Here is a 25127-nt window from a genome sequence, read left to right as displayed (position 1 = left end):
TAAGTGTTCCTGCTATCGTCCCGGCCGTGGGCAAGAAGGCCAGGGACAAGCGCAAGGGCGCGGGCGACGAGGTCGCCCGCCTGCCCAAGAAGAAGTGCTGCGAGGACACACCGAAGTGCAAGCGCTGCCCGCTGCGCATGCTCAAGGAGGGCACCCTGCCCGAGGGCTACACCGTGCACAAGCGCCGGCTCGTGACCACGGCCGAGCTCGAGCGCTCGCGTGGCAAGAAGTCGAAGAAGAAGATCGCGGCCTGACGCGCCGCGCACCCCTCGAGTCACCCGCAGCCACCAGCAGCCCCAGGAGCCCCCATGCCCGCCCCCCGCTTCGTCGACCAGCTCAACGTCCAGATCGGCAACGAGCTCGCCGCGCACCACCAGTACCTCGCGTGCGCGATCCACTACGACGCGCTCACCATGCCGCGGATGGCGGCCTTCTTCTACGCCCAGGCGCTCGAGGAGCGGGGCCACGCGATGATGATGGTCCAGTACCTCCTCGACACCGACGAGCCGGTCACCATCCCGGCGGTGCCCGCGCCGACGTCGGTCTTCCCCGACGTGGTGGCGCCGGTCGAGCTCGCGCTCGCCCAGGAGCGCACCGTGACCGACCAGATCAACGGCCTGCTGCGGATCGCGCGCGAGGAGCACGACTTCGCCTCCGAGCAGTTCATGCAGTGGTTCATCAAGGAGCAGGTCGAGGAGGTCGCCACGATGAGCGACCTGCTCGCCGTGGTCGGCCGCAACCGCGACGACGTCGAGGACATCGAGGAGTACGTCGCCCGCGAGCACGGCGCGGAGGGCGAGGACCCGACCGCGCCGCGCCAGGCCGGCGCCTGAGACTGGCAGACTCACCGCCATGCGGCGGGTCATCGTGGTCGGGGCAGGGGTCGTCGGGCTGACCTGCGCGGTTCGGCTGCTCGAGGCCGGGCACCGCGTCGACGTGGTCGCCCGCGACCTGCCGCTGGAGACGACCTCCGCGGTCGCGGCCGCGCTCTGGTACCCCTACCGCGCCGCCCCGCAGGACCGGGTGACGGCCTGGTCGGCGACGACGTACGAGGTGCTCGCGGGGCTCGCGCACGACGAGCGGACCGGGGTCCGGCTGCTCACCGGCACCGAGCTGCTGCGTGAGCACGCACCCGACCCGTGGTGGCGCAGCGCCGTCCCGACGCTGGACCGGGAGACGTCGCTGCCGCCGGGCTACGCCGACGGGTGGACGTTCGACAGCCCGGTCGTCGACATGCCGGTCCACCTGCGGTGGCTGGTGGGTCGGGTCGAGGAGCTCGGCGGCACGCTCACCCGGATGAACCTCTCCGCCCTGCCCGACGACGGGTCGCTCGTCGTCAACGCCACGGGTCTCGGCGCCCGGCACTTCGGTGCGGACCCGACCGTCCACCCGGTGCGCGGCCAGGTCGTGGTGGTGGAGCAGGTCGGGATCGACCGCTGGACCCTCGACGGCGCCGGACTGACCTACGTCGTGCCGCGCACCCACGAGGTCGTGCTCGGCGGCACGGACGTCGAGGGGGAGTGGAGCCGCACCCCGGACCCGGCCGTCGCCGAGGAGGTCCTGCACCGCGCGACCGCGCTGGTCCCCGAGCTCGAGGGTGCGCGGGTGCTGCGCCACAAGGTGGGCCTGCGGCCGGCACGCCCCGAGGTCCGTCTCGAGCGGGTCGGCGACGTGGTGCACTGCTACGGCCACGGCGGCGCCGGGGTGACGCTCGCGTGGGGGTGCGCCGACGAGGTGAAGGGGCTGCTCGATGTCTGAGGCCCCAGCCCCTGCCCGCCTGATCGTCGCCCGGCACGGAGAGGCCGCCTACGAGAGCGAGCTGCTCAGCGACGCCGGCGGCTGGCTGACCACGCTCGGCCGGGAGCAGGCCCGACGGCTCGGGGAGGACCTGCTGCCGGCCGGGGTCACGCGGGTCTGGTGCAGCCCGATGGCGCGGGCCGAGCAGACGGCAGAGATCGCTGCTGCCGTGCTGGGGGTCGACGTGGTCGTGCGAGAGGGCCTGCGTGAGTTCGGCGTCGGGGTCCACGCCGGCGCTGCAGCCGAGCCGGACCCGTTCCGGCCGACCTTCATGGCGTGGCTCCACGGTGACCTGGACGCGAGGATCGAGGGCGCGGAGAGCGGCAACGAGGTGGTGGCCCGCGTGGGGTCGGTGCTGGACGAGGTGGCCGCGGCCCACGCGGGCGGTGCCGCGCTCGTGGTGAGCCACGGCGGATCGATCTGCCTCGCCGTGCCGGTGCTCGCCCGCAACCTCGCGCCGTTCCACGCCGGTGACCTGCCGCTGCGCAACTGCGAGGTGGTCGACCTGGTCGCCGACCGCGCGGGTCTGCTCGCCCGGGCGTGGGCGGGCGCACGGGTCTGATCCGGCTCAGTCCAGCGCGCCGAGCGCCCACAGGAGCAGCAGGACCAGCGCCATCACGACCACGGCGATCCCCATCCGGACCGCCATGCCCCGCACCCACAGGGACACCAACGACTGTGGCCGTCCGTGCCGGTCGAGCGGGGTCACGTCGACGACCGCGGAGCGGTTGATCGGTCCGAGGACGTGCGGGTAGGTGTCGTCGCCGACCGGGTCGAGGCGCACCTCGGACTCCAGCCGCCGTGGGTCGATGGTGAGCAGCACCAGGTGCTCGTCGAGGCCGGCGTAGTAGCGGTCGAAGACGCCCGGCACCTGGTCGCGGCGGCTCGCGTGGATGAAGCCCTCCTCGGCGAGCGTCCGCCCGACCGTGGAGGTGGTGTAGGTGCCGGTCTCCAGGGTGCGTCGCCAGTCGGCGTCGGTCGCGACGTGGAAGATGCGGTCGGGGACGGCCTCGGTCACCGTGCGAGGGTAACGACATGAGCGAGCGCGTCTACGTGGTGACCGACATCGAGGTGGACGGGTTCGTCCCGGGGGCGAACTCGATGCTCGCCCTCGCGTCCGTGGCGGTGACGGCGAGCGGCGAGCAGGTGGGGGAGTTCGAGGCGGTCCTCGCCGGGCTCCCGGGTGCGCAGGCCGACCCCAGGGGCTGGGAGTGGTTCCAGACCCAGCCGCCCGAGGTCGTGGCCGCCGCGACCGCCGCCCCGCGCCCGGTCGCCGACGTGATGGCCGACTTCGTCTCGTGGGTGAAGGGGCCGGGCGGCGGCGATCCGGCGACGTTCTCGGTGCACACGCTGCCGGCGCAGTGGTTCGGCGACGTGCCGCACACCCACCGTGCGATCGACGACGCCCGGGGCTACGCGCACCTGCTGGTCGAGGTGCTGCGGCGCTCGCGGGAGCGGGCCACGCTCCCGGATCCTGCCTAGAACAGCCGGTGCTCGGCGTCGTCCATGCCGCGCAGCGCGTCGTAGTCGACGAGCGCGCAGGCGATGCCACGGTCGGTCGCGAGCACGCGCGCCTGGGGCTTGATCTCCTGGGCGGCGAAGATGCCGCGGACCGGCCCCTTGGCGCTGAGCAGCGGGTCGCGGTTGAGCAGCTCGAGGTAGCGGGTGAGCTGCTCGACGCCGTCGATCTCACCCCGGCGCTTGATCTCCACCGCGACCGACAGGCCGTCGGCGTCGCGGCACATCAGGTCGACGGGTCCGATCGCGGTCATGAACTCGCGCCGCACGAGGGTGAGACCCTCGGCGAGCGTGGCCGGGTGCTCGGCGAGCAGCTCCTGCAGGTGCTTCTCGACGCCGTCCTTCTGCAGACCGGGGTCGACGCCGAGGTCGTGGGAGGTGTCGTGGAGGACCTCGTCGATGAGGATCCGCAGGGTGTCGTCGGACTTCGTGGCCGACACCAGCCACTCGGCCCGACCGTCCTCGGAGGTGCCCTCACGGACCGTGCAGGGCGGCGACATCCAGTTGAGCGGCTTGTAGGACCCGCCGTCGGAGTGGATCAGCACCGAGCCGTCGTTCTTCAGCATCAGCACCCGCGTGGCCATCGGCAGGTGCGCCGAGAGACGTCCCGCGTAGTCGACCTGGCACGTGGCTACGACGATCCTCACGTCGGGGGAATCTACAGTGGCGCCGTGACCGACCACGCAGTACGTCCGGCCCGCGCGCGCGACCTGCCGCTCCTCGCCGCGATCGAGGACGCCGGGCTCCCGATGTTCGAGGAGGTCCTCGGCGACCTCACCGGCGACGCGCTCGCCTCGCCGGCGCCGAGCGGGCAGTGGCGCGCGGAGCAGCCCGGGTTCGTCCTGGTCGCCGGCGACCCGGCGATCGGCTTCGCCCACGTCGTCGACCTGGTCGGTCACGCCCACCTCGCCCAGATCTCGGTGCACCCCGACCACGGCCGCCGGGGGATCGGGGCCGCGCTGCTCGAGGCGGCGGCCGAGCGGGCGACCCTCAAGGGGCACGGCTCGCTGACCCTGACGACGTACGCCGAGATCGCGTGGAACGGGCCCTTCTACGCCCGCCACGGGTTCGTGGAGTTCGCCGCCGACGACCCGCTCACCGCCCAGCAGCAGGAGATCTCGGACGAGGAGGAGCGGCTCGGCCTGGGTCGCCACGGTCGGCGGACCTGGATGCGGCGGACGCTGCGCCCGCACCGCTCGGCCGCCGACCTCGCCGCCTTCCTCCCGACGCTCGACGCGTCGCCCCGCGACGTCGGGACCCTGCGCACGGTCGTACGCCGTCCGGCCCCGGGGGAGCGCGAGGTGCTGGAGGTCGGGCACCTCGACCTCGCCGAGGGGCTCGTCGGCGACACGTGGTCGCAGCGCGGCAGCCGGCGCACCCCCGACGGGACCGCCCACCCGGACATGCAGCTCAACCTGATGAACCACCGCCTCGTCGAGTTCCTCGCCCAGGACCCGGCGCGCGAGGCCCTCGCCGGCGACCAGATGTTCCTCGACCTCGACCTGTCACACGACAACCTGCCAGTGGGGACCGAGCTGCACCTCGGCGGACCCGACGGCGCCGTCATCGTGGTGACCGACCAGCCGCACAACGGCTGCGGGAAGTTCATCGCCCGCTTCGGCAAGGACGCGATGACCTTCGTCAACGGGCCGGAGGGCAAGCCGCGGCGGCTGCGCGGGCTGTGCGCCAGGGTGGTGCGACCCGGGCCGGTGCGACCCGGGGACGACGTCGTCGTGGTTCGCCCGTGAGCGACCCGCTCGCGCGACTCGACGAGCACCAGCGCGCCCTGCTCGAGGAGTGGCTGCCAGGGCTCGCCGTCGTGGCCGACCACAGCTGGGGCCTGGTCGAGACACGGGTGCTGGAGGTCACCAGCAGCGGTCGCACCTGGATGGTCAAGGCAGGCGGTCCCACCGACCACCACATCGCCCGTGAGATCCGGGCACACCGGGAGTGGACCGGGCCGTGGGTGGCGTCCGGGCACGCGGCGGCGCTGCGCCACGCGGACGTCGAGGCCAGGCTGCTGGTGACCGACCACCTTCCGGGGCGCCTGGTCGAGGGGACCGAGGCCCAGGACGACCCGGAGACCTACCGGCAGGCAGGGGCGCTCATCGCCCGCTTCCACGCCCAGCACGCGCAGGTGGACGACACCTGGTACGACCGGCTGCGCGACCGGGTCCGGCGCGGCCTGGACTCGGTGCACCGGATCGCCCCGGCGATCGAGGAGCAGGTGCGGGCCGAGCTCGACACCTGGGCCGGCGGACCGGCGACCGTCGTGCCGACGCACGGCGACTGGCAGCCGCGCAACTGGCTCGTCGACGGACCGACGGTGCGCGCGATCGACTTCGGGCGGGCCGACCTGCGTCCGGTCGAGGAGGACTTCAGCCGCCTGTCCAACCAGGACTTCGCCCGGGACCCCGCGCTCGCGACCGCCTTCTTCGAGGGCTACGGACGTGACCCGCGCGAGCCGCGCACCTGGCGCTACGAGCAGGTGGGGGTCGCGGTCGGCACCGCGACCTGGGCGCACCAGGTGGGCGACGAGGACTTCGAGGAGTTCGGGCACGGCCTGCTGCGCGGTCTCTACGCGGGGCGTGCCCCGGAGGAGTGACGCTCCCCACATCCCCGAGCGCCGGGCGCCGTGGGAGCATGCGTCCATGACTGAGACGGCTACCCGTGAGTTCTCCACCGTCGGCGTGATCGGCCTCGGCACCATGGGTGCCGGCATCGCCGAGGTCTTCGCCCGCAACGGCTTCGCCGTCATCGGTGTCGAGCAGAACGAGGTCGGCCTCGAGCGCGGCCGTCAGCACCTCGAGCACTCCACGGGCCGCGCGGTCAAGCGCGAGAAGCTCACCCAGGAGCAGGCCGACGAGCTGCTCGGCCGGATCACCCTCACCACCGACATGGCGGCGCTGTCGGCGGCGGACCTCGTCGTCGAGGCGGTCGTGGAGTCCCTCGAGGTCAAGAAGTCGATCTTCCGTTCCCTCGACGACATCGTGCGCCCGGACGCGGTGCTGGCCACGAACACATCGTCGCTGAGCGTCACCGAGATCTCCACCGCCAACGCCAAGCCGGGCCGCGTCGTGGGCGTCCACTTCTTCAACCCCGCGCCCGTGCAGAACCTCGTGGAGATCATCCGCACGGTCGTCACCGAGCCGGATGTGCTCGCCGACGTGCAGGCGCTGCTGCGCAGCCTGGGCAAGAACCCCGTCGTCTGCGGCGACAAGGCCGGCTTCATCGCCAACACCCTGCTCTTCGGCTACCTCAACCACGCGGTCTCGATGTACGAGGGCAAGTACGCCTCCCGCGAGGACATCGACGCCGCGATGCGGTTCGGCTGCGGCTACCCGATGGGCCCGCTCGCGCTGCTCGACCTGATCGGCCTCGACACCGCCTACGAGATCCTCGACACGATGTACAAGCAGGGCCGCGACCGCCTGCACGCGCCGGCGCCGATCCTCAAGCAGTACGTCACCGCGGGCCTGCTCGGTCGCAAGTCGGGCCGCGGCTTCTACACCTATGAGGCGCCCGACTCGCCGGTCGTCGTCGCCGACGCCCACACCCCCAGCGAGGACGACAAGCCGCGGCTGCACCACGACGTGCGGCTGGTCGGCGTCGTCGGCACCGGCACCATGGCTGCGGGCATCGTCGAGGTCTTCGCCAAGGCCGGCCACGACGTGCTGTTCACCGGCCGCAGCCAGGACAAGGTCGACGGGGTCGTCACGACCATCACGAAGAACTTCGACAAGCAGATCCAGCGTGGTCGTGCGACCGAGGAGCAGAAGGCCGAGGTGCTCGGCCGGGTCCGCGGCACCACGTCGCTCGACGACCTCCGCGACGTCGACCTGGTGGTGGAGGCGATCGCGGAGGACCTCGCGGTCAAGACCACGCTGTTCGAGAACCTCGACGAGATCTGCACCGGTGGCCGGGGAGGGGCCGGCGCGATCCTCGCGACCACCACCTCCTCGCTGCCGATCATCGCGATGGCGAAGGTGACCTCGCGTCCGCAGGACGTGATCGGCATGCACTTCTTCAACCCTGCCGCGATCATGAAGCTGGTCGAGGTGGTCTCGACCGTCGCCACCGACGAGGCCGTCACCGAGACCGTGCTCGCGCTGTGCGAGAAGGTCGGCAAGGTCGGCGTGCGCTGTGGCGACCGCTCCGGCTTCATCGTCAACGCGCTGCTCTTCCCCTACCTCAACGACGCGGTCAAGATGCTCGAGGCGCACTACGCGACCGCCGACGACATCGACACCGCGATGAAGCAGGGCTGTGCGCTCCCGATGGGGCCCTTCGAGCTGCTCGACGTGGTCGGCAACGACGTGTCGCTGGCCATCCAGCGCGAGCTCTACCTCGAGTTCCGCGAGCCGGGCTTCGCGCCGGCGCCGCTGCTGGAGCACCTGGTCACCGCCGGCTACCTCGGCCGCAAGACCGGTCGCGGGTTCCGCGACTACGGCGCGCGCTGAGCGGGTCGCGTCAGTCGAGGCAGAACACGTTGCCCTCGGGGTCGGTCATCACGAGGTGCCCCAGGGTCATCGGCGGTGCGGGCTCGTGACGCTCGACGCGCGTGGCCCCGAGCCCGACCAGGCGCTCGGCCTCGGCCTCCAGCGCGGCCATCCGCTCCTCGCCCTCGAGCCCGGGTGCGGCGCGCAGGTCGAGATGGACGCGGTTCTTGCCGGCTGCGTCCTCGGGCACGCGCTGGAAGAACAGGCGCGGCCCGACGCCGTCGGGGTCCTGCGCGGCGGACGCGGAGTTCCACTCCGACTCCGGGACGCCGACGTCGGCCAGGAAGGCGTGCCACGCCGCGAAGACGTCCTGGCCCGGCTCGGGCTCGCGGCCCGGCGGCGGCGGGTTGACGTATCCGGTCGCGGCCGCCCAGAAGCGGGACAGCTGCTCGGGGTCGTGGGCGTCGAAGGTCACCTGGATGGTCCGGCTCATGCCGGCATCCTGCCCGCACCCACCGACACCCGGGGAGGCCTCAGCGTGCGGACTGCTCGATCACCAGCGCCGCGAGCCGCGCGCGGCTGTTGATGTCGAGCTTGCGGTAGATGTGGGTGAGGTGGGCGTCGACGGTCCGCGGGGACACGAAGAGCTCCTCGGCGATGCGTCGGCTGGTCAGCCCGTGCGCGACCCGCTCGGCGACCTGTCGCTCGGCAGCGGTCAGGGCGTCGAGCACCGACGGTGGTGCCGAGGCCGGGCGGTGGAAGATCGCTGTCACCGGGGCGACGACGTCGGCGGAGAGGTCGGCGCCGTCGAGCCATCCCTGCGGGGCGGACGGGGCCGGCGCGACGTCGAAGTCGGCCGAGTAGCCCCACCGCACGGCCATGCGCGGCGCGCGGAGCGCGAAGGCCGCCGCGGCCAGCAGCCGCGCCTCGGGCAGCTCGCGGGCGCGGGCGACGCCGGCGAGGCCGTCGAGCACGTCGGCGCCGCGCAGCGGCAGGCCCATCGTGCGGCAGTCGTCGAGCGCGGTGAGGTAGGTCGTCGTCGCCTGCTCGAGGTCACCGAGCTGGACCAGCGCGCGTCCGAGCAGGAGTCGGGCCTCGACCCCGTCGCGGCCGAGCCGCGCGGAGTCGGCGAGGGCCACCACGTCGGCGGCCAGGCCCGCCGCCTGGCGCACGTCCCCGCGCGTGAGGAGGTCACGGCCGTCCTGGGCGAGCACGGGCAGCCGCACCGCCCACGGCAGCGACTGCCGGTCGACCGGCGTCGGCACCCATGTCGGGTCGACGCCACGCAGCAGGGTCTCGGCCAGCAGCCCCACCCGGTCCTCGGCGAGCTGACGCGCCTCGGCCACCACGGCGCGGGTGCCGGCGACGGCCTCGGCGATCCGTCCCTGCTCGAGCGCGATGCGCGCCAGCAGGGTGCGCAGCGACAGGTCGATCCAGCGCTCGTCGTTGGTGATCCGGGCCGGCATGGCCTCGGCGATCGCCCGGGTGGCCTCCGCGAAGCGGCCCTGGGAGGCGTAGACGTCGGCGAGCGTGCGGGTGGCCTGGCGGCTGATGGAGCCGTCCGGGTCGAGCTCGATCGCTCGCCGGGCCTCGGTCTCGGCGCTGGCCAGGTCGCCCGCGTCGAGGTGCATCTCGGCGCGGATCGACGCGGTCTTGCACAGCTGCTCGTCGGGGTTCGGCGCCGCCGACGCGTGCTCGTCGGAGCGGGCGAGCAGCCACAGCCCCTCGTAGGTGCCGCGCATCTCCGAGGCCGCGATCCCCGCCCGGCGGGCGATCTGGGCGCCGATCTCCGGCGGGCCGTCACCGCTGGCGAGCGCGCCCTCGAGGATCTCCACGGCGTCGCGGGTCCGCATCGAGGTGTAGAGCGAGGAGAAGATCCGGTTGGCCACCGAGTAGCCCTGCCCCCGGGACTCCGGCCGGGCGCAGGCGGTGAGGACGGCCTGCCGCATGGCCGGCAGGTCGTGGAGCCACTCCGCGTCGGCGGCGCCGTAGTTGTCGTGCGCGGGTGCGTGCTCCTCGGCCCAGGCCAGCAGGCCGTCCTCGACTGCCGCGACGTCCGAGTCGTCGGCCAGCGCCCGGGCCCGGCCGCGGATCGGGGACAGCATGTCGAAGCGGCCCCGTCCGTCGACCTCCAGCAGGCTGCGACGGACCAGGTTGCCGGCGACCTCGGCAGCCTCGGCGGCGGTGACTCCGAGCACCCGGGTGAGCACGCCCATCCCGACCGGGAAGTCGAGCAGGCCGATCCGCCGCAGCGCGGTCGCGCTGTCGGGGTCGAGCAGCCCGTGCGCGGAGTCGACCGCCTGGTCGAGGCTGACCGCCGACATGGCGTTGCTGAGCCCGACGAGGGCGCTCTGGACGGCCACCTGCTCGATCAGCAGCGGCAGCCCGCCGGTCGCGCTGAGCAGGCGGCGTACCTCGTGGGCCTGGCCGTCGAGGTCGACCGCCTGGCCACCGGCCGCGCGGATCCGGCGCAGGAAGAGGTCGACGGCGGGGCCCTCCAGCGGCGCGCGCGGCGCGGGCACCGGCAACGGGCCGACCCGCACGACCGACTCGTAGGGCTGGCCGGCCGTGGCCAGAGCGGTCACGACCAGCCGCGAGTCGCTGGTGCTCTCGAGCACCGACTGCAGCAGGGGGCCGGCGGCCGTGGCGTCGAGGTCGAGGCCGTCGAGGACCAGCAGGCCGTCGTGGGTGTCGAGGGCACGCCCCAGCGCACCGACGAGGCTGTCACCGGGCGCCGTCTCGGCCCCCAGCGTCTCGAGCGCCGCGACGAGCACCTCGTCGAGGCTGCGGAGGGTGCGCGCGTCGACCCAGGCGGCCGGCGACTCCTCCGCGAGGTGGCGCACCAGCAGCGTCTTGCCGCTGCCGGGCGGCCCGACGACCGTGACCCAGCGCGACTCGACGACCGCCTCGCTCAACGCGAGCCGGACGTCGTCACGACCGAGGCAGGGGGAGAGCACGCCCTGAACATATCGCCCTCCGTAGGAGAGATAGGTAGGACTACGGATGCTGGGCCGCAGCGTTCCGCGGGAGTGTTCTCCTACGCCGGGAGCAACGGGGCCGCACAGGGGATGGCCCCGAGCGCCGGCCGTGTCTCGGAGCGGGTCGCGCGTCGTCGGGGGTCGACGTGCGGCCCGCTCTGTGTTGCCGCCGCTGCGTACGCTGGGGGGCATGGAACTCGTGCTCGTGCTGGTCGTGCTCGGCGGTCTGACCGCGGTGGCGGTCGCGGCCGGGAGGTCGAGCAAGAAGCGCGAGCTGGCGCGCGTCGAGGCGGAGGTCGCGCCGGTCAAGAAGCTCGCGGAGGAGGACGTCACCGCCCTCGGCGTCGAGCTCCAGGACCTCGACATGGACCTCGCCGGGAGCGAGCTCGACGCGGGCGCGAACGCCGACTACCAGCGCGCGCTCGACTCCTACGAGTCCGCGAAGACGGCGGCTGCCGGGCTGACCCGCGCCGAGGACGTCAAGCACGTGACGGAGATCCTCGAGGACGGTCGCTACGCGATGGCGTGCGTACGGGCCCGGGTGGCGGGGGAGCCGCTGCCGACGCGGCGCCCGCCGTGCTTCTTCGACCCGCGCCACGGGCTCTCGGTCGCCGACGTCGCGTGGACCCCGCCGGGCGGGGCCCAGCGTGACGTCCCGGCGTGCGCGCTCGACGTCGAGCGGGTGCGTGCCGGCGCCGAGCCCGACATCCGCAAGGTGATGGTCGGCTCGCGCCGGGTGCCCTACTGGCAGGGCGGACGTGCCTACCAGCCCTACGCCCAGGGCTACTTCGGCGCCTTCTCGCCGATGGACTGGATGTTCATGGGCATGCTGTTCGGCGGCGGCTTCGACGGCCTGGGCGAGGGCATCGGCGCGATCGGCGAGGGCCTCGGCGACCTGTTCGGCGGCATCGGCGACGGCATCGGCGACATGTTCGACGGCTTCGACTTCTGACCGACCCCGGCCGGTCGCCCGCGCCCTCGCTGCTGGGAGGATGACCGGGTGAGCCTGCACCGCACCGAGCTCGGCGAGTCCGGGAGCCGCATCGTCTTCTGCCACGGCCTCTTCGGGCAGGGCAAGAACTGGACCCAGGTCGCGAAGGCGCTCAGCACCGAGCACCGGGTGACGCTGCTCGACATGCCCAACCACGGGCGCTCGCCGTGGACCGAGACCTTCGACTACGTGCACCTGGCCGACCTGGTCGCCGCCGACGTGTCGACCTGGGGAGGTGACGAGCCGGTCGCGCTCGTCGGGCACTCGATGGGCGGCAAGATCGCCATGTGCCTCGCGCTGCGCCATCCGCAGCTCGTCGAGCGGCTGGCGGTCGTGGACATCGCCCCCGCCGCCTACGACAGCGGGCGGGAGTTCATCGGCTACACCCGGACCATGCGCGGCATGGACCTCTCCTCCTTCGAACGACGCAGCGACGCCGACGCGGCCATGGCGGACGCCGTGCCCGACCCCACGGTGCGCAGCTTCCTGCTGCAGAACCTGCGCCGCACCGACGACGGCTGGCACTGGCAGCCCAACCTCGAGCTGCTGGCGCGGCACATGGACGAGCTCGCCGGCTGGCCCGACGAGGCGCTCGGCGACGCGTCGTACGACGGTCCGGTGCTGTGGATCGGCGGCTCGCGCTCGGACTACGTCACCGACGAGCACGCCCCGGAGATGGACCGGCGCTTCCCGCGCAACCGCCGGATCATCATCAAGGACGCCGGCCACTGGGTGCACTCCGAGCGCCCCGACGTCTTCCTCGAGGTGCTGCGCCGCTTCGTGTCCTGACCCGGTCCTCGGTTGGGTTCAGGACCGCTGGCGCGCGCGATAGGCGGCGACCGCCTCGCGGTTGCCGCAGGTGGTGGAGCAGTAGCGGCGCGAGCGGTTGCGGGACAGGTCGAGGACGACGTCCTCGCAGTCGTCGGCGGCACACCGCGCCAGTCGCGACATCTCGTCGGCGCGGACCACGTCGACCATCGCCATGGCGGTCTCGACCACGACGCGCTCGTCCAGCGGGCGGTTGGGGTCGACGGCGTGGAGGTGCCAGTCCCACTGGTCGTGGCGCTGGAGCTGGGGGAGCGCGCGCGCCCGCGCCAGCATCGTGTTGACCAGCGCGGCGGCCTCGTCGCGCTCGGCGAGCAGCAGCTCGCGCAGCGCCGGGCGCAGGCGACGTACGGCCTCGAGCTCGGCGGGCGTGGCGTCGTGGCGACCGGTGTAGGACCAGTGGGCGAGGAACGCGGACAGGTCGTCCACCGAGCCCAGCGGGTCGCCCGGGGTGTCGGTCGAGTTCGCGAGGGCGACCGCTGCCTGGAGGGCGGCGTCGGTGTCATCCGTGAAGAGCACGTTGACACATTACAGGACCGCCTCCTAGTGTCATGACCGTGACAGCCATGACCCATGACACCGCGACGCATCACACCCCGCGGTCCCGCACGTCGGCGGGGCTGGTCCTGGCGGTCGCCTCGGCGACGTCGTTCGGGCTGTCCGGTGCCCTCGCGCGCGGCCTGCTCGACACCGGGTGGAGCGCGGGCGCCACCGTGGCGCTGCGCATCTCGATCGCCGCCGCCGTGCTGCTCGTGCCGGGTGTCGTCGCCCTGCGCGGCCGCTGGCACCTGCTGCGCGCCAGCGCCGGGACCGTCGTGGTCTACGGCATCGCGGCCGTCGCGGGCGCCCAGCTGTGCTACTTCTACGCCGTCACCTACCTCCAGGTCAGCGTCGCGCTGCTGCTGGAGTACACCGCCCCGGTCGCGGTGGTGGTGTGGCTCTGGCTGCGCCACGGGCACCGACCCACCGTCCTCACCCTCGCCGGCGCGGCCCTGTCGGCCGCCGGCCTGGTGCTGGTCCTCGACGTGGTCTCGGGCGCGGACCTGAGCGCGGTCGGGGTGCTGTGGGCGCTCGGCGCGATGGTCGGGGCGGCGACCTACTTCGTGATCTCCGCCGACGAGGGCAACGGCCTGCCGGGCCTGACCCTCGCCGCGGGCGGGCTGCTCGTCGGCGCGGTCGTCCTGCTGGTCGCCGGTGCCGCCGGGCTGCTCCCGTTCCACGCCTCGACGCGCGACGCGGTCTACGACGGCCGCACGGTCGCCTGGTGGGTCCCGGTGCTGGTCCTCGGGCTGGTCACCGCGGCGTTCTCCTACGTCACGGGCATCGCGGCCGGGCGCCGGCTGGGCAGCCGGCTGGCGTCCTTCGTCGCGCTGGGCGAGGTGCTGGCCGCCGTGGTGTGGGCGTGGCTGCTGCTGGGTGAGCTGCCGCGACCGGTGCAGGTCGTCGGTGGCCTGCTGGTGCTCGCGGGCGTCGTCGCGGTCAAGCTGGGCGAGGGCGAGACCTCAGCGGGCGTCCTGCCGGCGGAGGAAGACCTCGCGGTGCAGGAGCAGGAGCGCGGCCGCGACCGGGACGGCGAGGAGCGCGCCGATGATGCCCATCAGGCTGCCGCCGACGAGGGCGGCGATGACCGTGATGGCGCCGGGGATGTCGACCGCCTTCTTCATGATCCGCGGTGAGATCACGTAGGACTCGAGCTGCTGGTAGGCGATGTAGTAGACGGCCGCGACCAGCGCCACCGTCGGCGACACGGTGAGGGCCAGCAGCGTCATGATCACGCCGCTGACCACCGCTCCGAGGACCGGGATCAGGCTCAGCAGCCCGACGATGAAGGCCAGCGCGAAGCTGTAGTCGCCCAGTCCGACGAGGAAGGTGAACACCAGCGTGCTGATGCCGGCGCAGGTGGCGACGAGGAACGCGCCCGAGACGTAGGCGCCGGTGCTGCGGATGATCTTGTCGCCGAGCTCGCTGACGCGCGGACGGCGCGAGGCGGGCGCCAGGCTGTAGCAGGCGTGCTTGATGCTCGGCAGGGAGGCGAGGAAGTAGATCATCAGCACCAGCACGATGAACGTGTTGGTGAGCGCCGAGAGCACGGCGAGACCCACCCCGAGCGCGCCGCCGAAGACCCGCTGGGTGAAGTCGCCGTCGCTGACGTAGTCGCGGGCCTTGTCGATGATCGAGAAGCGCTCGTCGAGCTGTTCGACGTAGCGGTTGCTCTGGAGGTCGGTGAACCACTCGGGGGCGTTGCGGGTGATGAGGGCGATCTGGTCGCTGATCACCGGCGCGACCGCGACGACGAAGAGGGTCAGCACGCCGATCACGACGGCCAGGACCACCACGACGGCGAGGCTGCGCCGCACGCCGCGCCGCATGAACCACTCGACGAGCGGGTTGAGGCCGATCGCGAGGAACATCGCCAGCACCAGCAGCACCAGGACCGACGAGATCCCCAGCAGCTGCTGGGTCAGGAAGACCGCGAACAGCGCACCGAGCGCGCCGAAGAAGCCGATGTTGAACGGCGAGTGGCGCAGCACCGACACCGGCTGGTGGCGGCGCTCGGGCACCGGCGGGTAGGCCGGTGCCTCGGGCGCGACCACCAGGTCGGTGGCGTCGTCGATCCTCTCGGCGATCGCGGCGGACGACTGGGCTGCCTCGTCGGCCGCCTCGGCGGCCTCCTGCGCGGTCTCGGCCGCGCTGTCGGCCCGGTCTGCCGCCTGCTCGGCGCGCTCCGCGGCGTCGACCGCCTCGGCCGCCGCGACCTGCTCCGCGGCGGCGTCGGGGTCGTCGGGACGGGTCCCGCTCAGGACTCGTCCTCGCCGAACCCGGCGACCACGTCACGCAGCGCCCCGAGCTGGGCCGTGATCGCGTCGCGTCGCTTGGTCACCCGCTCGACCTCGGCCTGGATGTTGGCGAGCTCGCGCTCGGCCTCGGCGGCGCGGGTGGTGCTGATCGAGTCGGCCTGGGTGCGCGCGGACGCGACGACCTGCTCGGCCTCGCGACGGGCCCGCGTCAGCAGGCCCTCGGCCTCGGACTGGGCCTGCGAGCGGTGGGCGTTGGCCTGCGCGGTCGCCTCGCGGGCGCGCTGCTCGGCCGCGGCCGCGCGGTCCTCGGCCTCCTTGACCAGGCGCTGGGTCTCGGCGGTCGCGTTGCTGTGGTGCTCGGCGGCCTCGCGGGCGAGGCGCTCCTTCTCCACCGCCAGCGTGCGGCGCGCCTCCTGCACCTCGCGGTCGGCCGCTGCGCGGGCCTGCTCGGCCTCGCGGGTGGCGGTCACCCGCATCTCGTTGGTCTCCTGCTGCGCGGCCAGCCGCAGCTGGTCGGCCTCGCGCCTCGCCGCGGCGAGCAGGTCCTCGGCCTCGGCCTTGGCCAGGCTGCGCTCGGTCTCGGCGTCGGCGGTGAGGCGGGCACGCATCTCGTCGAGCTCCTTGAGCTGGACCAGGCGCATGTCGTCGGCCTCGCGCGCGGCGTCGGCCCGGATGCTGGCGGCGTCGCGCTCGGCGCCCCGGCGGATCTCGTCGGCGTCACGCCGGGCGCCGGTGCGCACGTCGGTGGCCTCGTCCTCGGCCATCTTGAGCATCGAGGTCGCGCGGCCGCCCAGACCGGCGTAGGTCGGGTTCGCGTTCTCCTCCAGCTCGCGTCGCACGCGCTCGAGCTCGGCCTCGAGCTCGATCACGCGCTGCTCGCTGCTCGACAGGCTGCCGGCCAGGCCGGACTTCTCCGACTGCAGCTGCGCCATGCGCTGGTCGACCGCGGCCCGGTCGTAGCCGCCGCGGCGCACCTGCGGGAGAGGCGCCAGGGCCGCGGGTGCGGGGCTGGCGGCGGGAGCGGGGGTCGAGGCGGCGGGCGGCGGGACGACGCGCGTCGGCTGCGTCGCCTCGGGCTCGGGCGACGGCGCGGGCACGACCGGCACGACCGTGGTGGCCTCGGCGTCGGCCTTCTCGACGTTCTGGGCCTTCTCGGCCTGCTGGCCCTCCGGTGCGCGTGGTGTCACCGGGAGCGCCTGGGTCTCCTCGCCCGAGTCGCCCCCGGACCCCGGCTCGTCGAAGATGGACAGACCCTGCTCGCGGCTCATGCTGCGGCACCCACTCTCACGTCGTACGGACTGCGTCGGTGGCCAGTCTCTCCGATCGCCGGGGACAAACCCACCCCGGCTCGCGGACGATTCGCGAACCGGGGTGAGGGATGGGTCTCAGGTGGTGCGTGGGGCCGGGTCAGACCCCGCGGAAGCGGTTGATCGCGCTCTCGTGGCGGGCCCGCATCTCGTGGTCGAGGACCCCCAGGCCCTCCTCGGGAGCCAGGCACAGGACGCCGACCTTGCCCTGGTGGGTGTTCTGGTGGACGTCGAGCGAGGCCTGGCCGACCTCGTCGAGGGTGTAGGTCCTGGACAGGGTCGGGTGGATCTTGCCCTTGGCGATGAGGCGGTTGGCCTCCCACGACTCGCGGTAGTTGGCGAAGTGGCTGGAGATGATCCGCTTGAGGTTCATCCACAGGTAGCGGTTGTCGTACTCGTGCATGTAGCCGGTGGTCGAGGCGCAGGTGGTGATGGTGCCGCCCTTGCGGGTGACGAACACCGAGGCGCCGAAGGTCTCGCGACCCGGGTGCTCGAAGACGATGTCGATGTCCTCGCCGCCGGTGAGCTCACGGATGCGGGCGCCGAAGCGCTTCCACTCGCGCGGGTCCTGCTCGGTGCCCTCGTCGTTCCAGAACTGGTAGCCCTCCTCGGAGCGGTTGATGATCAGCTCCGCGCCCATGCTGCGGGCGATCGTCGCCTTCTCCTCGTTGGAGACCACGCAGACCGGGGTCGCGCCGCCGTTGAGGGCGTACTGCGTGGCGAAGCCGCCGAGGCCACCGGAGGCGCCCCAGATCAGGACGTTGTCGCCCTGCTTCATGTTGCCGCCGTTGGTGGACACCAGCTGGCGGTAGGCGGTGCAGTTGACCAGGCCGGGGGAGGCGGCCTCCTCCCACGTGAGGTGCTCGGGCTTGGGCATCAGCTGGTTGGCCTTGACCATCGCGACGTCGGCCAGGCCGCCGAAGTTGGTCTCGAAGCCCCAGATCCGCTGCTCGGTGTCGAGCATCGTGTCGTTGTGCCCGTCGGGACCCTCGAGCTCGACGGAGAGGCAGTGCGCGACGACGCGGTCGCCGGGCTTCCAGCGGGTGACGCCGGCGCCGACCTTGAGCACCACGCCGGACAGGTCGGAGCCGACCACGTGGTAGGGCAGGTCGTGGCGCTTGGTGAGCTCGGAGCCGCGGCCGTAGCGCTCGAGGAAGCCGAAGGTGGAGACCGGCTCGAAGATCGAGGTCCACACGGTGTTGTAGTTGATCGCGCTGGCCATCACCGCGACGAACGCCTCGCCCGGGCCGAGCTCGGGGAGCGGGACCTCGTCGACGTGGAGGGACCTGCGCGGGTCCTTCTCCCTGGTCGCAAGGCCCTCGAACATGTCCACCTCGTCCTTCTTCACGAAGGCGGCGCGGTAGGACTCGGGGAGGGTGAGGCTGGCGAAGTCCTCCGAGGTCGCGGAGTCGGACGAGATGGCGTCGAGGATGTTCTGCACGGGCGTGGCTCCTGGTGTCGGGGCTCGGGGTGCGTGAAACGTACCGACGGGTACCGGGGCTGTCACCCGAGTGTGATCTACGCCGCGGCCACGGGCGGCTTGGAACGATCCAGCCCGGACAGGAGGGTCAGCCGCGCGTCCGGAACGCCTCGACGAGCTGCTCCTGGGCGGCGGCGAGGTAGGCGTCCAGCCGCGATGCGGCGGCGCCACGGTCACCGGTGGAGAGGAGCTCCGCGATGGCGGCGTTCTCCTCGAGGTAGGGACGGTGGAAGCGCTCCGGGTCGCCCATGGAGTGGAAGAACAGCCGCATCTCCGCCAGTAGCAGGTCCATCTGCGCATCCAGGCGCGGGCTGCCCGCCAGCGCGACGACCGCCCGGTGGAAGTGCTGGTTGGCCGAGGCGACCGCGTCCCAGTCGCCGCGGTCGAGCCCGGCCCGCCCCTCGGCGACGGCCGCCGCCACCGCCGCGACCCGGTCGGGCGTGTGGGCGGCGCCGTGGGCCAGGGCGGCCGGCTCGACGAGCCTGCGCACCCGGTAGACGTCCGCGACGTCGTCGGCGTCGGGCGTCGCCACGACCACGCCGCGGTGCGGCTCGCGCACGAGGATCCGCTCGGCGACGAGCTGGCTGAGCGCCTCGCGCAGGGTGTTGCGCGAGACCCCGAGGGCGCCGGCGAGGCGCTCCTCCGGCAGGCGCGTCCCCGACCGCAGGTGGCCCTCGACGACCTGTTCGCGCACCACCCGCGCGGCACGGTCCGCGGAGGTGCTCATCACGGTGCGCGTGCGCCGCCGCTCGGCCAGGACGTGGTCCAGCACGGCGTCGAGGTCGTGCCCGGTGGGGCCCGCGGGGTCGGTGGTGCTCACGGGGCGAGCGTAGCCGGATCCGCCCGATCGAAGTATTGAAGAATTGTTGAACAATCTCTACGGTGCTGCGTATGACCCAGCACACACCGCCCACCGCCGCCGCGGAGCCGGCCGCCGCGAACGGGCTCAGCCGGACCGCTGTCATGGGTGCCGTCTTCCTGATGGCGACCAGCGCCATCGGGCCGGGCTTCATCACCCAGACCGCCAACTACACGATCAGCCTCGGCGCGGCCTTCGCCTGCGCGATCGCGATCTCGGTCGTCGTCGACATCGCGGTGCAGATGAACGTCTGGCGCGTCATCGGCGTCTCGGGCAAGCGCGCCCACGAGCTGGGCAACGCCGTGCTGCCGGGCGTGGGCTACCTGCTCGCCGCGCTGGTCTTCGTCGGTGGCGTCGTCTTCAACATCGGCAACATCGCCGGCGCGGGCCTCGGGACCAACGCGATGCTGGGCGTCGACCCGCGCGTCGGTGGCGCGGTGTCCGCCCTGCTCGCGATCCTCATCTTCCTCAGTCGGCGGGCGGGGGTCGCGCTCGACCGCATCGTCGTGCTGCTCGGGCTGCTGATGATCGTGGCGACGCTGGTCATCGCGATCACCTCCTCCCCGCCCGTGGGGCAGGCACTCGTCAACGTCGTGGCGCCCGAGGAGTTCGACTTCCTGGCCACCACCACGATCATCGGCGGCACCGTCGGCGGCTACATCACCTACGCCGGCGCCCACCGGCTGCTCGACTCCGGGCTGACCGGCCCCGACCACGTCGGCGCGGTCGCCCGGAGCTCGGTCGTGTCGATCCTCGTCACCGGCCTGATGCGGGTGCTGCTGTTCCTCGCGATCCTCGGCGTGGTGGCGGGCGGGGCGGTCCTCTCCCAGGACGCCGTGGGTGGTCCGGCCGGCGCGGCCTTCAGCGCCGCCGCCGGCGAGGCCGGCCTGCGGGTCTTCGGCGTGATCCTCTGGTCGGCCGCGCTGACCTCCGTCATCGGCGCGGCCTACACGTCGGTGTCGTTCGTGACCACGTCGGCGACCCCGGAGCGGACCCGCAGCCTGGTGACGGTCGCGTTCATCGCGGTGTGCGCGGTGGTCTACGTCGTCATCGAGCAGGCTCCCACCCAGCTGCTGATCTTCGCCGGCACGTTCAACGGCCTGATCCTCCCGATCGGCTTCGGGGTGCTGCTGTGGGTCGCCTGGCGCCGCCGCGACCTGCTCCACGGCTACCGCTACCCGGTCTGGCTGCTGGTCGTCGGCGCCGTCGCGTGGCTGCTCTCGCTCTACCTCGGCTACAACGCGCTGCTCCTGCTGGGTGACCTGTGAGCGCGCCGCGGGTCGACCTCAACAGCGACGTCGGCGAGTCGTTCGGCCGCTGGACGCTCGGCGACGACGCGGGCGTGCTCGCCGTGGTCACCAGCGCCAACGTGGCGTGCGGGTTCCACGCCGGTGACGCCTCGACGCTGCGTCGCTGCTGCGAGGACGCCGCCCGGCTCGGCGTGGTCGTCGGCGCGCAGGTGGGCTACCGCGACCTCGCGGGGTTCGGCCGGCGCTTCATCGACTACGACGCCACCGAGCTGGCCGACGACGTCGTCTACCAGGTCGGCGCGCTCGAGGCGCTCGCCCGCGTCGCCGGCACCCGGGTGTCCTACGTCAAGCCGCACGGTGCGCTCTACAACGCCACCGTCCACCACGAGGGGCAGGCCCGCGCCGTCGTGGCGGCCGTGAAGGCCTACGACGCGTCGCTGCCGGTCCTCGGCCTGCCCGGCTCCCGCCTGCTCGCCGAGGCCGAGGCGGCCGGGCTGCGCACGGTGCGCGAGGCCTTCGCGGACCGCGCGTACACCCCCGAGGGCACGCTGGTGCCGCGCAGCCAGGCGGGCGCGGTGCTGCACGACCCCGACGAGGTCGCCGCGCGCGTGGTGCGGCTGGTCACCGACGGCACGCTCGTCGCGGTCGACGGATCGACCGTGCGGGTCGAGGCCGACTCGGTGTGCGTCCACGGCGACAGCCCCGGCGCGGTCGCGATGGCGACCGCCGTGCGCGACGCGCTGGTCGCGGAGGGCATCGCGCCGGAGGCGTTCGCGTGAGCGCGGCACCCGCCCTGCTGCCCTACGGCGACCGTGCCGTCCTGGTCGAGCTGGGCTCCACCGAGGCCGCCGTCGACTACGCGGTCGCGCTCCGCGACCGCGACACGCTGCTGGTCGACGAGGTGGTGCCGGCGGCGCGCACCGTGCTGGTCGTGGCCGCCGAGGGCACGGCCCTGGCCGACCTGCGGGCGCTCCTCGCCGACGTCGCACCCGCGTCCGCGGGCGCCGCGGCGACCGACCAGCCCGTCGTGGAGGTGGCGGTGACCTACGACGGCGAGGACCTGGCCGACGTGGCCCGTCTGACCGGGCTGTCCGAGCGCGAGGTGGTGGCGGCGCACACCGGGCAGGAGTGGCGCGTGGCCTTCGGCGGCTTCGCGCCGGGCTTCGGCTACCTCATCGGGGAGGACGAGCGGCTCCACGTCCCGCGCCGCGGCGAGTCCCGCACCCGCGTCCCCGCGGGGGCGGTCGGGCTGGCGGGGGAGTACTCGGGCATCTACCCGCGCTCGTCGCCCGGTGGCTGGCAGCTGATCGGGCGCACGGACGTGACGCTCTGGGACCTCGACCGCGACCCGCCGGCCCTGCTGGCGCCCGGCACGCGGGTCCGCTTCGTGGAGGTCGGACGGTGAGCCGGGCGCTGCGCGTGCACGCCGTCGGTCCCGAGGCACTCGTCGAGGACCTCGGCCGCCGCGGGCTGTCCGGCGTCGGTGTCGGCCGGTCCGGCGCCGCCGACCGCGCCGCGCTGCGCCAGGCCAACCGGCTGCTCGCCAACCAGGAGGGGGCGGCCGCGATCGAGGTGACGTTCGGCGGCCTCGACGTCGAGGTCGTGGGCGAGGGCAGCTGGTGCTGCGTGACCGGTGCGCCCTGCCCGGTCACGGTCGACGGCCGCGAGGTCGGCTCGCACACCGTGTTCTTCGCCGAGCCGGGGGCGCGGGTGCGCCTCGGTGCACCGACCGCGGGCCTGCGGTCGTACCTCGGCGTCCGGGGAGGCGTCGAGCCCGAGGACGTCCTGGGCTCGCGCTCCAGCGACGTGATGTCCGGGCTCGGTCCGGCCCCGCTGGAGGTCGGCACCGTGCTGCCGGTCGGCTGCCCGGGGGAGCGGTTCTCCGACCTCGACACCGTCGTCGCGCCCGACCTGTCGGGCGAGGTCGTCCTGCGCGCGGTCCGCGGGCCGCGCGACGGGTGGGTGGCCGACGCCGACCTGCTGGTCGCGACCGCCTGGACGGTCACCGACCGGAGCAACCGGGTCGGCATGCGCCTCGGCGGTCCGCCGCTGGCGCATGCCCGCGACGATCAGCTCCCGAGCGAGGGGGCCTGGCGCGGGGCCGTGCAGGTCCCGCCGGACGGTGAGCCGGTCCTGTTCCTCGCCGACCACCCCGTCACGGGCGGCTACCCCGTCGTGGCGGTCGTGGTCGACGCCGACGTCGACCGGGCCGCACAGCTGCGCCCGGGCGACACCGTGCGTTTCTGCTGGGTGGAGGCGCCGTGAGCACGCGGCTGCCGTCCGACCCCGGTGCGCTGGCGCCCGGCGAGGCACGCCGGCTGTTCCGCGAGGGGCTGGTCACGCCGACCGCCGGCTGGAGCCGGGGCTGGACCCAGGCCAACCTGGTCGCGCTCCCGCGCGACCTGGCGCTCGACTTCCTGGTCTTCGCCCAGCGCAACCCGAAGCCGTGCCCGGTCCTGGACGTCCTCGAGGCGGGGGCGGTGTCCGGGCCGCTGCTCGATGGCGACGTCCGCACCGACCTCCCGGCCTACCGGGTCTACGTCGACGGCGAGCTCGTCGACGAGGTGCCCGACGCCAGCGGCTGGTGGCGCGATGACCTCGTCGCGTTCCTCGTGGGGTGCAGCTTCACCTTCGAGGCGGCGCTCGCCGAGGGCGGTGTCCCGGTGCGCCACGTCGAGCAGGGGGTCAACGTCCCGATGTACGTCACCGACCGGCGGTGCCGCCCGGCCGGCACGATGTCGGGCCCGCTGGTGGTCTCGATGCGACCGGTCCCGGCGGACCGCGTCGCGGACGCCGTGCGGATCACCTCGCGCTACCCAGCGGTCCACGGCGCGCCCGTGCACGTCGGGGACCCGGCGGCGATCGGCGTCGCCGACCTCGGCCGTCCCGACTTCGGCGATCCGGTCGAGGTGCGCGACGGCGAGGTCCCGGTGTTCTGGGCGTGCGGGGTGACCCCGCAGGCGGCGGTCATGGAGTCGCGCCCGCCGCTGGCGATCTCGCACGCGCCGGGTCACATGCTCGTCACCGACGCGAGGGACGCCGACTACCTCGTGCCGTGAGGCTCGACCAGCTCGACCAGGACGCCGCCAGCGTCCTTGGGGTGGATGAAGTTGACCCGGCTGTCGGACGTTCCCCGCCTCGGGGCGTCGTAGAGCAGGCGCAGCCCGCGCTCGCGGAGCACCGCCGCGACGTGCTCGACGTCGTCGACGCGGAAGGCGAGCTGCTGGATGCCCTGGCCGTTGCGGTCGAGGAACTTCGCGATCGTCGACTCGGGGGTCAGCGGCGCGAGCAGCTGGATGCAGGACCCCGAGTCGCCCACGCCCACCATCGCCTCGCGCACGCCCTGCTCCTCGTTGGTCTCCTCGTGGAGCACCTGCATGCCGTAGGCGTCGCGGTAGAACGCCATCGCCTCGTCGAGGTCGGGCACCGCGATGCCGACGTGGTCGATCGCGGTGAAGAGGTGCTGGACGTCGGCGGGCAGGTCGGGGGTCGTCATGGCCCCATCCTTCCCCTGCCCGAGGTGCCGCGCGAGGGGGTGTGACGTGCGCCTCACGGTGAATGACCGCTCACCCCCTGCCGGAGCCGCGGGCGCGGTGGGTATGGTCCGAAGGAGCGGCACCTGCCGCGACGACTCGCCACGCCTGGAGGAAAGACTCATGACCGGTTCCGTGATCGTTGCCGGGGCTCGCACCCCGATCGGCCGCCTGCTGGGCGGCCTGAAGGACCAGTCGGCGGCCGACCTGGGCGGCGTGGCCATCAAGGGCGCGCTGGACAAGGCCGGCGTCACGGGCGACCAGGTCGACTACGTGATCATGGGCCAGGTCATCCAGGCCGGTGCCGGCCAGATCACCGCCCGCCAGGCCGCGGTCAAGGGCGGCATCCCGATGGACGTCCCCTCGATCACCATCAACAAGGTGTGCCTCTCGGGCATCAACGCGATCGCGATGGCCGACCAGCTGATCCGCGCCGGCGAGCACGACGTCGTCGTCGCCGGTGGCATGGAGTCGATGACCCAGGCCCCGCACCTGCTGCCGAAGAGCCGCGAGGGCTTCAAGTACGGCGACACCGCGCTGGTCGACTCGATGGCCTACGACGCCCTCTACGACCAGTTCACCCACCAGGCGATGATCAACCTCACCGACGGCTGCAACGCCGCCGGCGCCAACCTCACCCGCGAGGAGCAGGACGCCTTCGCCGCGCAGTCGCACCAGCGCGCCGCCCTGGCGTGGAAGAACGGCCTCTTCGACGACGAGGTCGTGCCCGTCACCATCGCGACCCGCAAGGGCGAGGTCACGGTCGCCGAGGACGAGGGCGTGCGCGGCGACACCACCGTCGAGACGCTGGCCGGCCTGCGCCCGGTGAGCAAGGACGGCAGCATCACCGCCGGCTCCGCCTCCCAGATCTCCGACGGCGCCTGCGCCGTGGTCGTGATGAGCAAGGCGAAGGCCGAGGAGCTCGGCCTGACCTGGATCGCCGAGATCGGCGCCTCCGGCCAGGTCGCCGGCCCCGACTCCTCCCTCCAGCTCCAGCCGGCCAACGCCATCGCGAAGGCCGCGGCCAAGGAGGGCATCGACGTCGCCGACATCGACCTCTTCGAGCTCAACGAGGCGTTCGCGGCGGTCGGCATCGAGTCCGCGCGCCAGCTCGGCGTCAGCGAGGACAAGGTCAACGTCAACGGCGGCGCGATCGCCCTGGGCCACCCGGTCGGCATGTCCGGTGCCCGGATCGTGCTCACCCTCGCCCTCGAGCTCCAGCGCCGCGGCGGCGGCGTCGGTGCGGCCGCCCTGTGCGGTGGCGGCGGTCAGGGCGACGCCCTGATCATCCGCGTGCCCGGCGCCTGACCGGCCGCGGGACAGCAGGCGTGACGCGGCGGGGCACCGTCGCC

Annotated in this window: 26 protein-coding genes and 1 pseudogene; 17 read left to right on the top strand and 10 right to left on the bottom strand. The window is 73.3% G+C overall.

Annotation, left to right across the window (positions count from 1 at the left end; translation table 11 throughout):
* The first annotated feature begins 26 nt into the window (after window positions 1-26).
* The 4 genes from KDN32_RS13455 to KDN32_RS13440 are packed head-to-tail and all read left to right on the top strand — an operon-like array spanning window position 27 to window position 2359.
* Window positions 27-254 carry a hypothetical protein gene (locus tag KDN32_RS13455; RefSeq protein WP_211732764.1) on the top strand — a complete coding sequence of 76 codons (228 nt, stop codon included), beginning with the start codon at window positions 27-29 and terminating at the stop codon, window positions 252-254.
* A 54-nt stretch (window positions 255-308) separates the two neighbouring features.
* Entirely contained in the window at window positions 309-833 is a 525-nt protein-coding gene (locus KDN32_RS13450) for a ferritin (RefSeq protein WP_211732763.1), read from the top strand.
* Between the two features lie 19 nt (window positions 834-852).
* A complete protein-coding gene (locus KDN32_RS13445) occupies window positions 853-1758 on the top strand; it encodes an FAD-dependent oxidoreductase (protein WP_211732762.1) in 906 nt (301 codons plus the stop codon).
* The gene (locus KDN32_RS13440; RefSeq protein WP_211732761.1) at window positions 1751-2359 is read left to right on the top strand and encodes a histidine phosphatase family protein; all 609 of its coding nucleotides are present in this window, start codon (window positions 1751-1753) and stop codon (window positions 2357-2359) included. Before KDN32_RS13445 ends, KDN32_RS13440 begins: the two co-directional genes overlap by 8 nt.
* A gap of 6 nt (window positions 2360-2365) precedes the next feature.
* Here KDN32_RS13440 and KDN32_RS13435 read toward each other — a convergent pair whose 3' ends face one another.
* On the bottom strand, window positions 2366-2815 hold the full coding sequence (locus KDN32_RS13435; protein ID WP_211732760.1) for a DUF952 domain-containing protein: 450 nt from the start codon (window positions 2813-2815) through the stop codon (window positions 2366-2368).
* A 17-nt stretch (window positions 2816-2832) separates the two neighbouring features.
* Between KDN32_RS13435 and KDN32_RS13430 the strand changes: the two genes are divergently transcribed.
* Window positions 2833-3279: a hypothetical protein gene (locus tag KDN32_RS13430; RefSeq protein WP_211732759.1), complete on the top strand. Its 447-nt coding sequence runs from the start codon at window positions 2833-2835 to the stop codon at window positions 3277-3279.
* Here KDN32_RS13430 and nucS read toward each other — a convergent pair.
* Window positions 3276-3962: an endonuclease NucS gene (nucS, locus tag KDN32_RS13425; RefSeq protein ID WP_211732758.1), complete on the bottom strand. Its 687-nt coding sequence runs from the start codon at window positions 3960-3962 to the stop codon at window positions 3276-3278. The genes KDN32_RS13430 and nucS overlap by 4 nt on opposite strands.
* Window positions 3963-3986: 24 nt before the next feature.
* Here nucS and KDN32_RS13420 point away from each other — a divergent pair, with 24 nt between their 5' ends.
* Genes KDN32_RS13420 through KDN32_RS13410 form a run of 3 tightly spaced genes read left to right on the top strand, consistent with a single transcriptional unit; the run spans window position 3987 to window position 7775 of the window.
* Window positions 3987-5063: a GNAT family N-acetyltransferase gene (locus KDN32_RS13420; protein WP_211732757.1), complete on the top strand. Its 1077-nt coding sequence runs from the start codon at window positions 3987-3989 to the stop codon at window positions 5061-5063.
* Window positions 5060-5920 (top strand): phosphotransferase, encoded by an 861-nt coding sequence (locus tag KDN32_RS13415; protein ID WP_211732756.1) that lies wholly within the window; start codon window positions 5060-5062, stop codon window positions 5918-5920. Before KDN32_RS13420 ends, KDN32_RS13415 begins: the two co-directional genes overlap by 4 nt.
* A gap of 46 nt (window positions 5921-5966) precedes the next feature.
* Window positions 5967-7775, top strand: coding sequence for a 3-hydroxyacyl-CoA dehydrogenase family protein (locus KDN32_RS13410; RefSeq protein WP_211732755.1), 1809 nt, complete (start codon window positions 5967-5969; stop codon window positions 7773-7775).
* Window positions 7776-7785: 10 nt separating this feature from the next.
* On the opposite strand, the gene KDN32_RS13405 is transcribed toward KDN32_RS13410, so the two are convergent.
* Entirely contained in the window at window positions 7786-8247 is a 462-nt protein-coding gene (locus KDN32_RS13405) for a VOC family protein (protein ID WP_211732754.1), read from the bottom strand.
* A gap of 40 nt (window positions 8248-8287) precedes the next feature.
* Window positions 8288-10711: a LuxR C-terminal-related transcriptional regulator gene (locus tag KDN32_RS23360; protein WP_211732753.1), complete on the bottom strand. Its 2424-nt coding sequence runs from the start codon at window positions 10709-10711 to the stop codon at window positions 8288-8290.
* A gap of 211 nt (window positions 10712-10922) precedes the next feature.
* Between KDN32_RS23360 and KDN32_RS13395 the strand changes: the two genes are divergently transcribed.
* Window positions 10923-11684 (top strand): hypothetical protein, encoded by a 762-nt coding sequence (locus KDN32_RS13395; protein WP_211732752.1) that lies wholly within the window; start codon window positions 10923-10925, stop codon window positions 11682-11684.
* A 48-nt stretch (window positions 11685-11732) separates the two neighbouring features.
* Window positions 11733-12512 (top strand): alpha/beta fold hydrolase, encoded by a 780-nt coding sequence (locus KDN32_RS13390; RefSeq protein WP_211732751.1) that lies wholly within the window; start codon window positions 11733-11735, stop codon window positions 12510-12512.
* 18 nt (window positions 12513-12530) lie between these two features.
* On the opposite strand, the gene KDN32_RS23355 is transcribed toward KDN32_RS13390, so the two are convergent.
* Window positions 12531-13067, bottom strand: a complete 537-nt coding sequence (locus KDN32_RS23355) for a CGNR zinc finger domain-containing protein (RefSeq protein WP_211732750.1) — start codon at window positions 13065-13067, stop codon at window positions 12531-12533.
* 32 nt (window positions 13068-13099) lie between these two features.
* Here KDN32_RS23355 and KDN32_RS13380 point away from each other — a divergent pair.
* Window positions 13100-14017: pseudogene (locus KDN32_RS13380) on the top strand (EamA family transporter); the annotation flags it as partial.
* Between the two features lie 33 nt (window positions 14018-14050).
* Here KDN32_RS13380 and KDN32_RS13375 read toward each other — a convergent pair.
* The 4 genes from KDN32_RS13375 to KDN32_RS13360 all read right to left on the bottom strand — a co-directional run bounded on the left by KDN32_RS13375 (window position 14051) and on the right by KDN32_RS13360 (window position 18953).
* Window positions 14051-15142 carry an AI-2E family transporter gene (locus tag KDN32_RS13375; protein WP_211732749.1) on the bottom strand — a complete coding sequence of 364 codons (1092 nt, stop codon included), beginning with the start codon at window positions 15140-15142 and terminating at the stop codon, window positions 14051-14053.
* 203 nt (window positions 15143-15345) lie between these two features.
* Complete coding sequence (locus tag KDN32_RS13370; protein WP_211732748.1) at window positions 15346-16614, bottom strand: coiled-coil domain-containing protein; 1269 nt, start codon at window positions 16612-16614, stop codon at window positions 15346-15348.
* Between the two features lie 139 nt (window positions 16615-16753).
* Window positions 16754-18094 (bottom strand): crotonyl-CoA carboxylase/reductase, encoded by a 1341-nt coding sequence (ccrA, locus tag KDN32_RS13365; protein ID WP_211732747.1) that lies wholly within the window; start codon window positions 18092-18094, stop codon window positions 16754-16756.
* A 127-nt stretch (window positions 18095-18221) separates the two neighbouring features.
* Entirely contained in the window at window positions 18222-18953 is a 732-nt protein-coding gene (locus KDN32_RS13360) for a GntR family transcriptional regulator (protein ID WP_307854080.1), read from the bottom strand.
* A 71-nt stretch (window positions 18954-19024) separates the two neighbouring features.
* On the opposite strand from KDN32_RS13360, the gene KDN32_RS13355 reads away from it, so the two are divergent.
* The 5 genes from KDN32_RS13355 to KDN32_RS13335 are packed head-to-tail and all read left to right on the top strand — an operon-like array spanning window position 19025 to window position 23301.
* Window positions 19025-20260 carry an NRAMP family divalent metal transporter gene (locus tag KDN32_RS13355; RefSeq protein WP_211732746.1) on the top strand — a complete coding sequence of 412 codons (1236 nt, stop codon included), beginning with the start codon at window positions 19025-19027 and terminating at the stop codon, window positions 20258-20260.
* Complete coding sequence (locus KDN32_RS13350; protein WP_211732745.1) at window positions 20257-21021, top strand: LamB/YcsF family protein; 765 nt, start codon at window positions 20257-20259, stop codon at window positions 21019-21021. The genes KDN32_RS13355 and KDN32_RS13350 overlap by 4 nt, the downstream gene beginning before the upstream one ends.
* Window positions 21018-21647, top strand: a complete 630-nt coding sequence (locus KDN32_RS13345; protein WP_307854079.1) for a 5-oxoprolinase subunit B family protein — start codon at window positions 21018-21020, stop codon at window positions 21645-21647. Before KDN32_RS13350 ends, KDN32_RS13345 begins: the two co-directional genes overlap by 4 nt.
* Entirely contained in the window at window positions 21644-22507 is an 864-nt protein-coding gene (locus tag KDN32_RS13340) for a 5-oxoprolinase subunit C family protein (protein WP_211732744.1), read from the top strand. Before KDN32_RS13345 ends, KDN32_RS13340 begins: the two co-directional genes overlap by 4 nt.
* A complete protein-coding gene (locus tag KDN32_RS13335; RefSeq protein ID WP_307854078.1) occupies window positions 22504-23301 on the top strand; it encodes a putative hydro-lyase in 798 nt (265 codons plus the stop codon). Before KDN32_RS13340 ends, KDN32_RS13335 begins: the two co-directional genes overlap by 4 nt.
* Here the strand turns inward: KDN32_RS13335 and mce are convergent.
* Window positions 23286-23738, bottom strand: a complete 453-nt coding sequence (gene mce / locus KDN32_RS13330; RefSeq protein ID WP_211732743.1) for a methylmalonyl-CoA epimerase — start codon at window positions 23736-23738, stop codon at window positions 23286-23288. The two genes, KDN32_RS13335 and mce, sit on opposite strands and share 16 nt — an antisense overlap.
* Window positions 23739-23898: 160 nt before the next feature.
* On the opposite strand from mce, the gene KDN32_RS13325 reads away from it, so the two are divergent.
* Complete coding sequence (locus KDN32_RS13325) at window positions 23899-25083, top strand: acetyl-CoA C-acetyltransferase (RefSeq protein ID WP_211732742.1); 1185 nt, start codon at window positions 23899-23901, stop codon at window positions 25081-25083.
* Window positions 25084-25127 lie beyond the last annotated feature (44 nt).

Origin of the sequence: Nocardioides palaemonis, from assembly GCF_018275325.1 — a bacterium.
GTDB classification, from domain to species: domain Bacteria; phylum Actinomycetota; class Actinomycetes; order Propionibacteriales; family Nocardioidaceae; genus Nocardioides; species Nocardioides palaemonis.
Note: the sequence above shows the minus strand (reverse complement) of the source record. Positions and strands in the feature narration are given on the sequence as shown.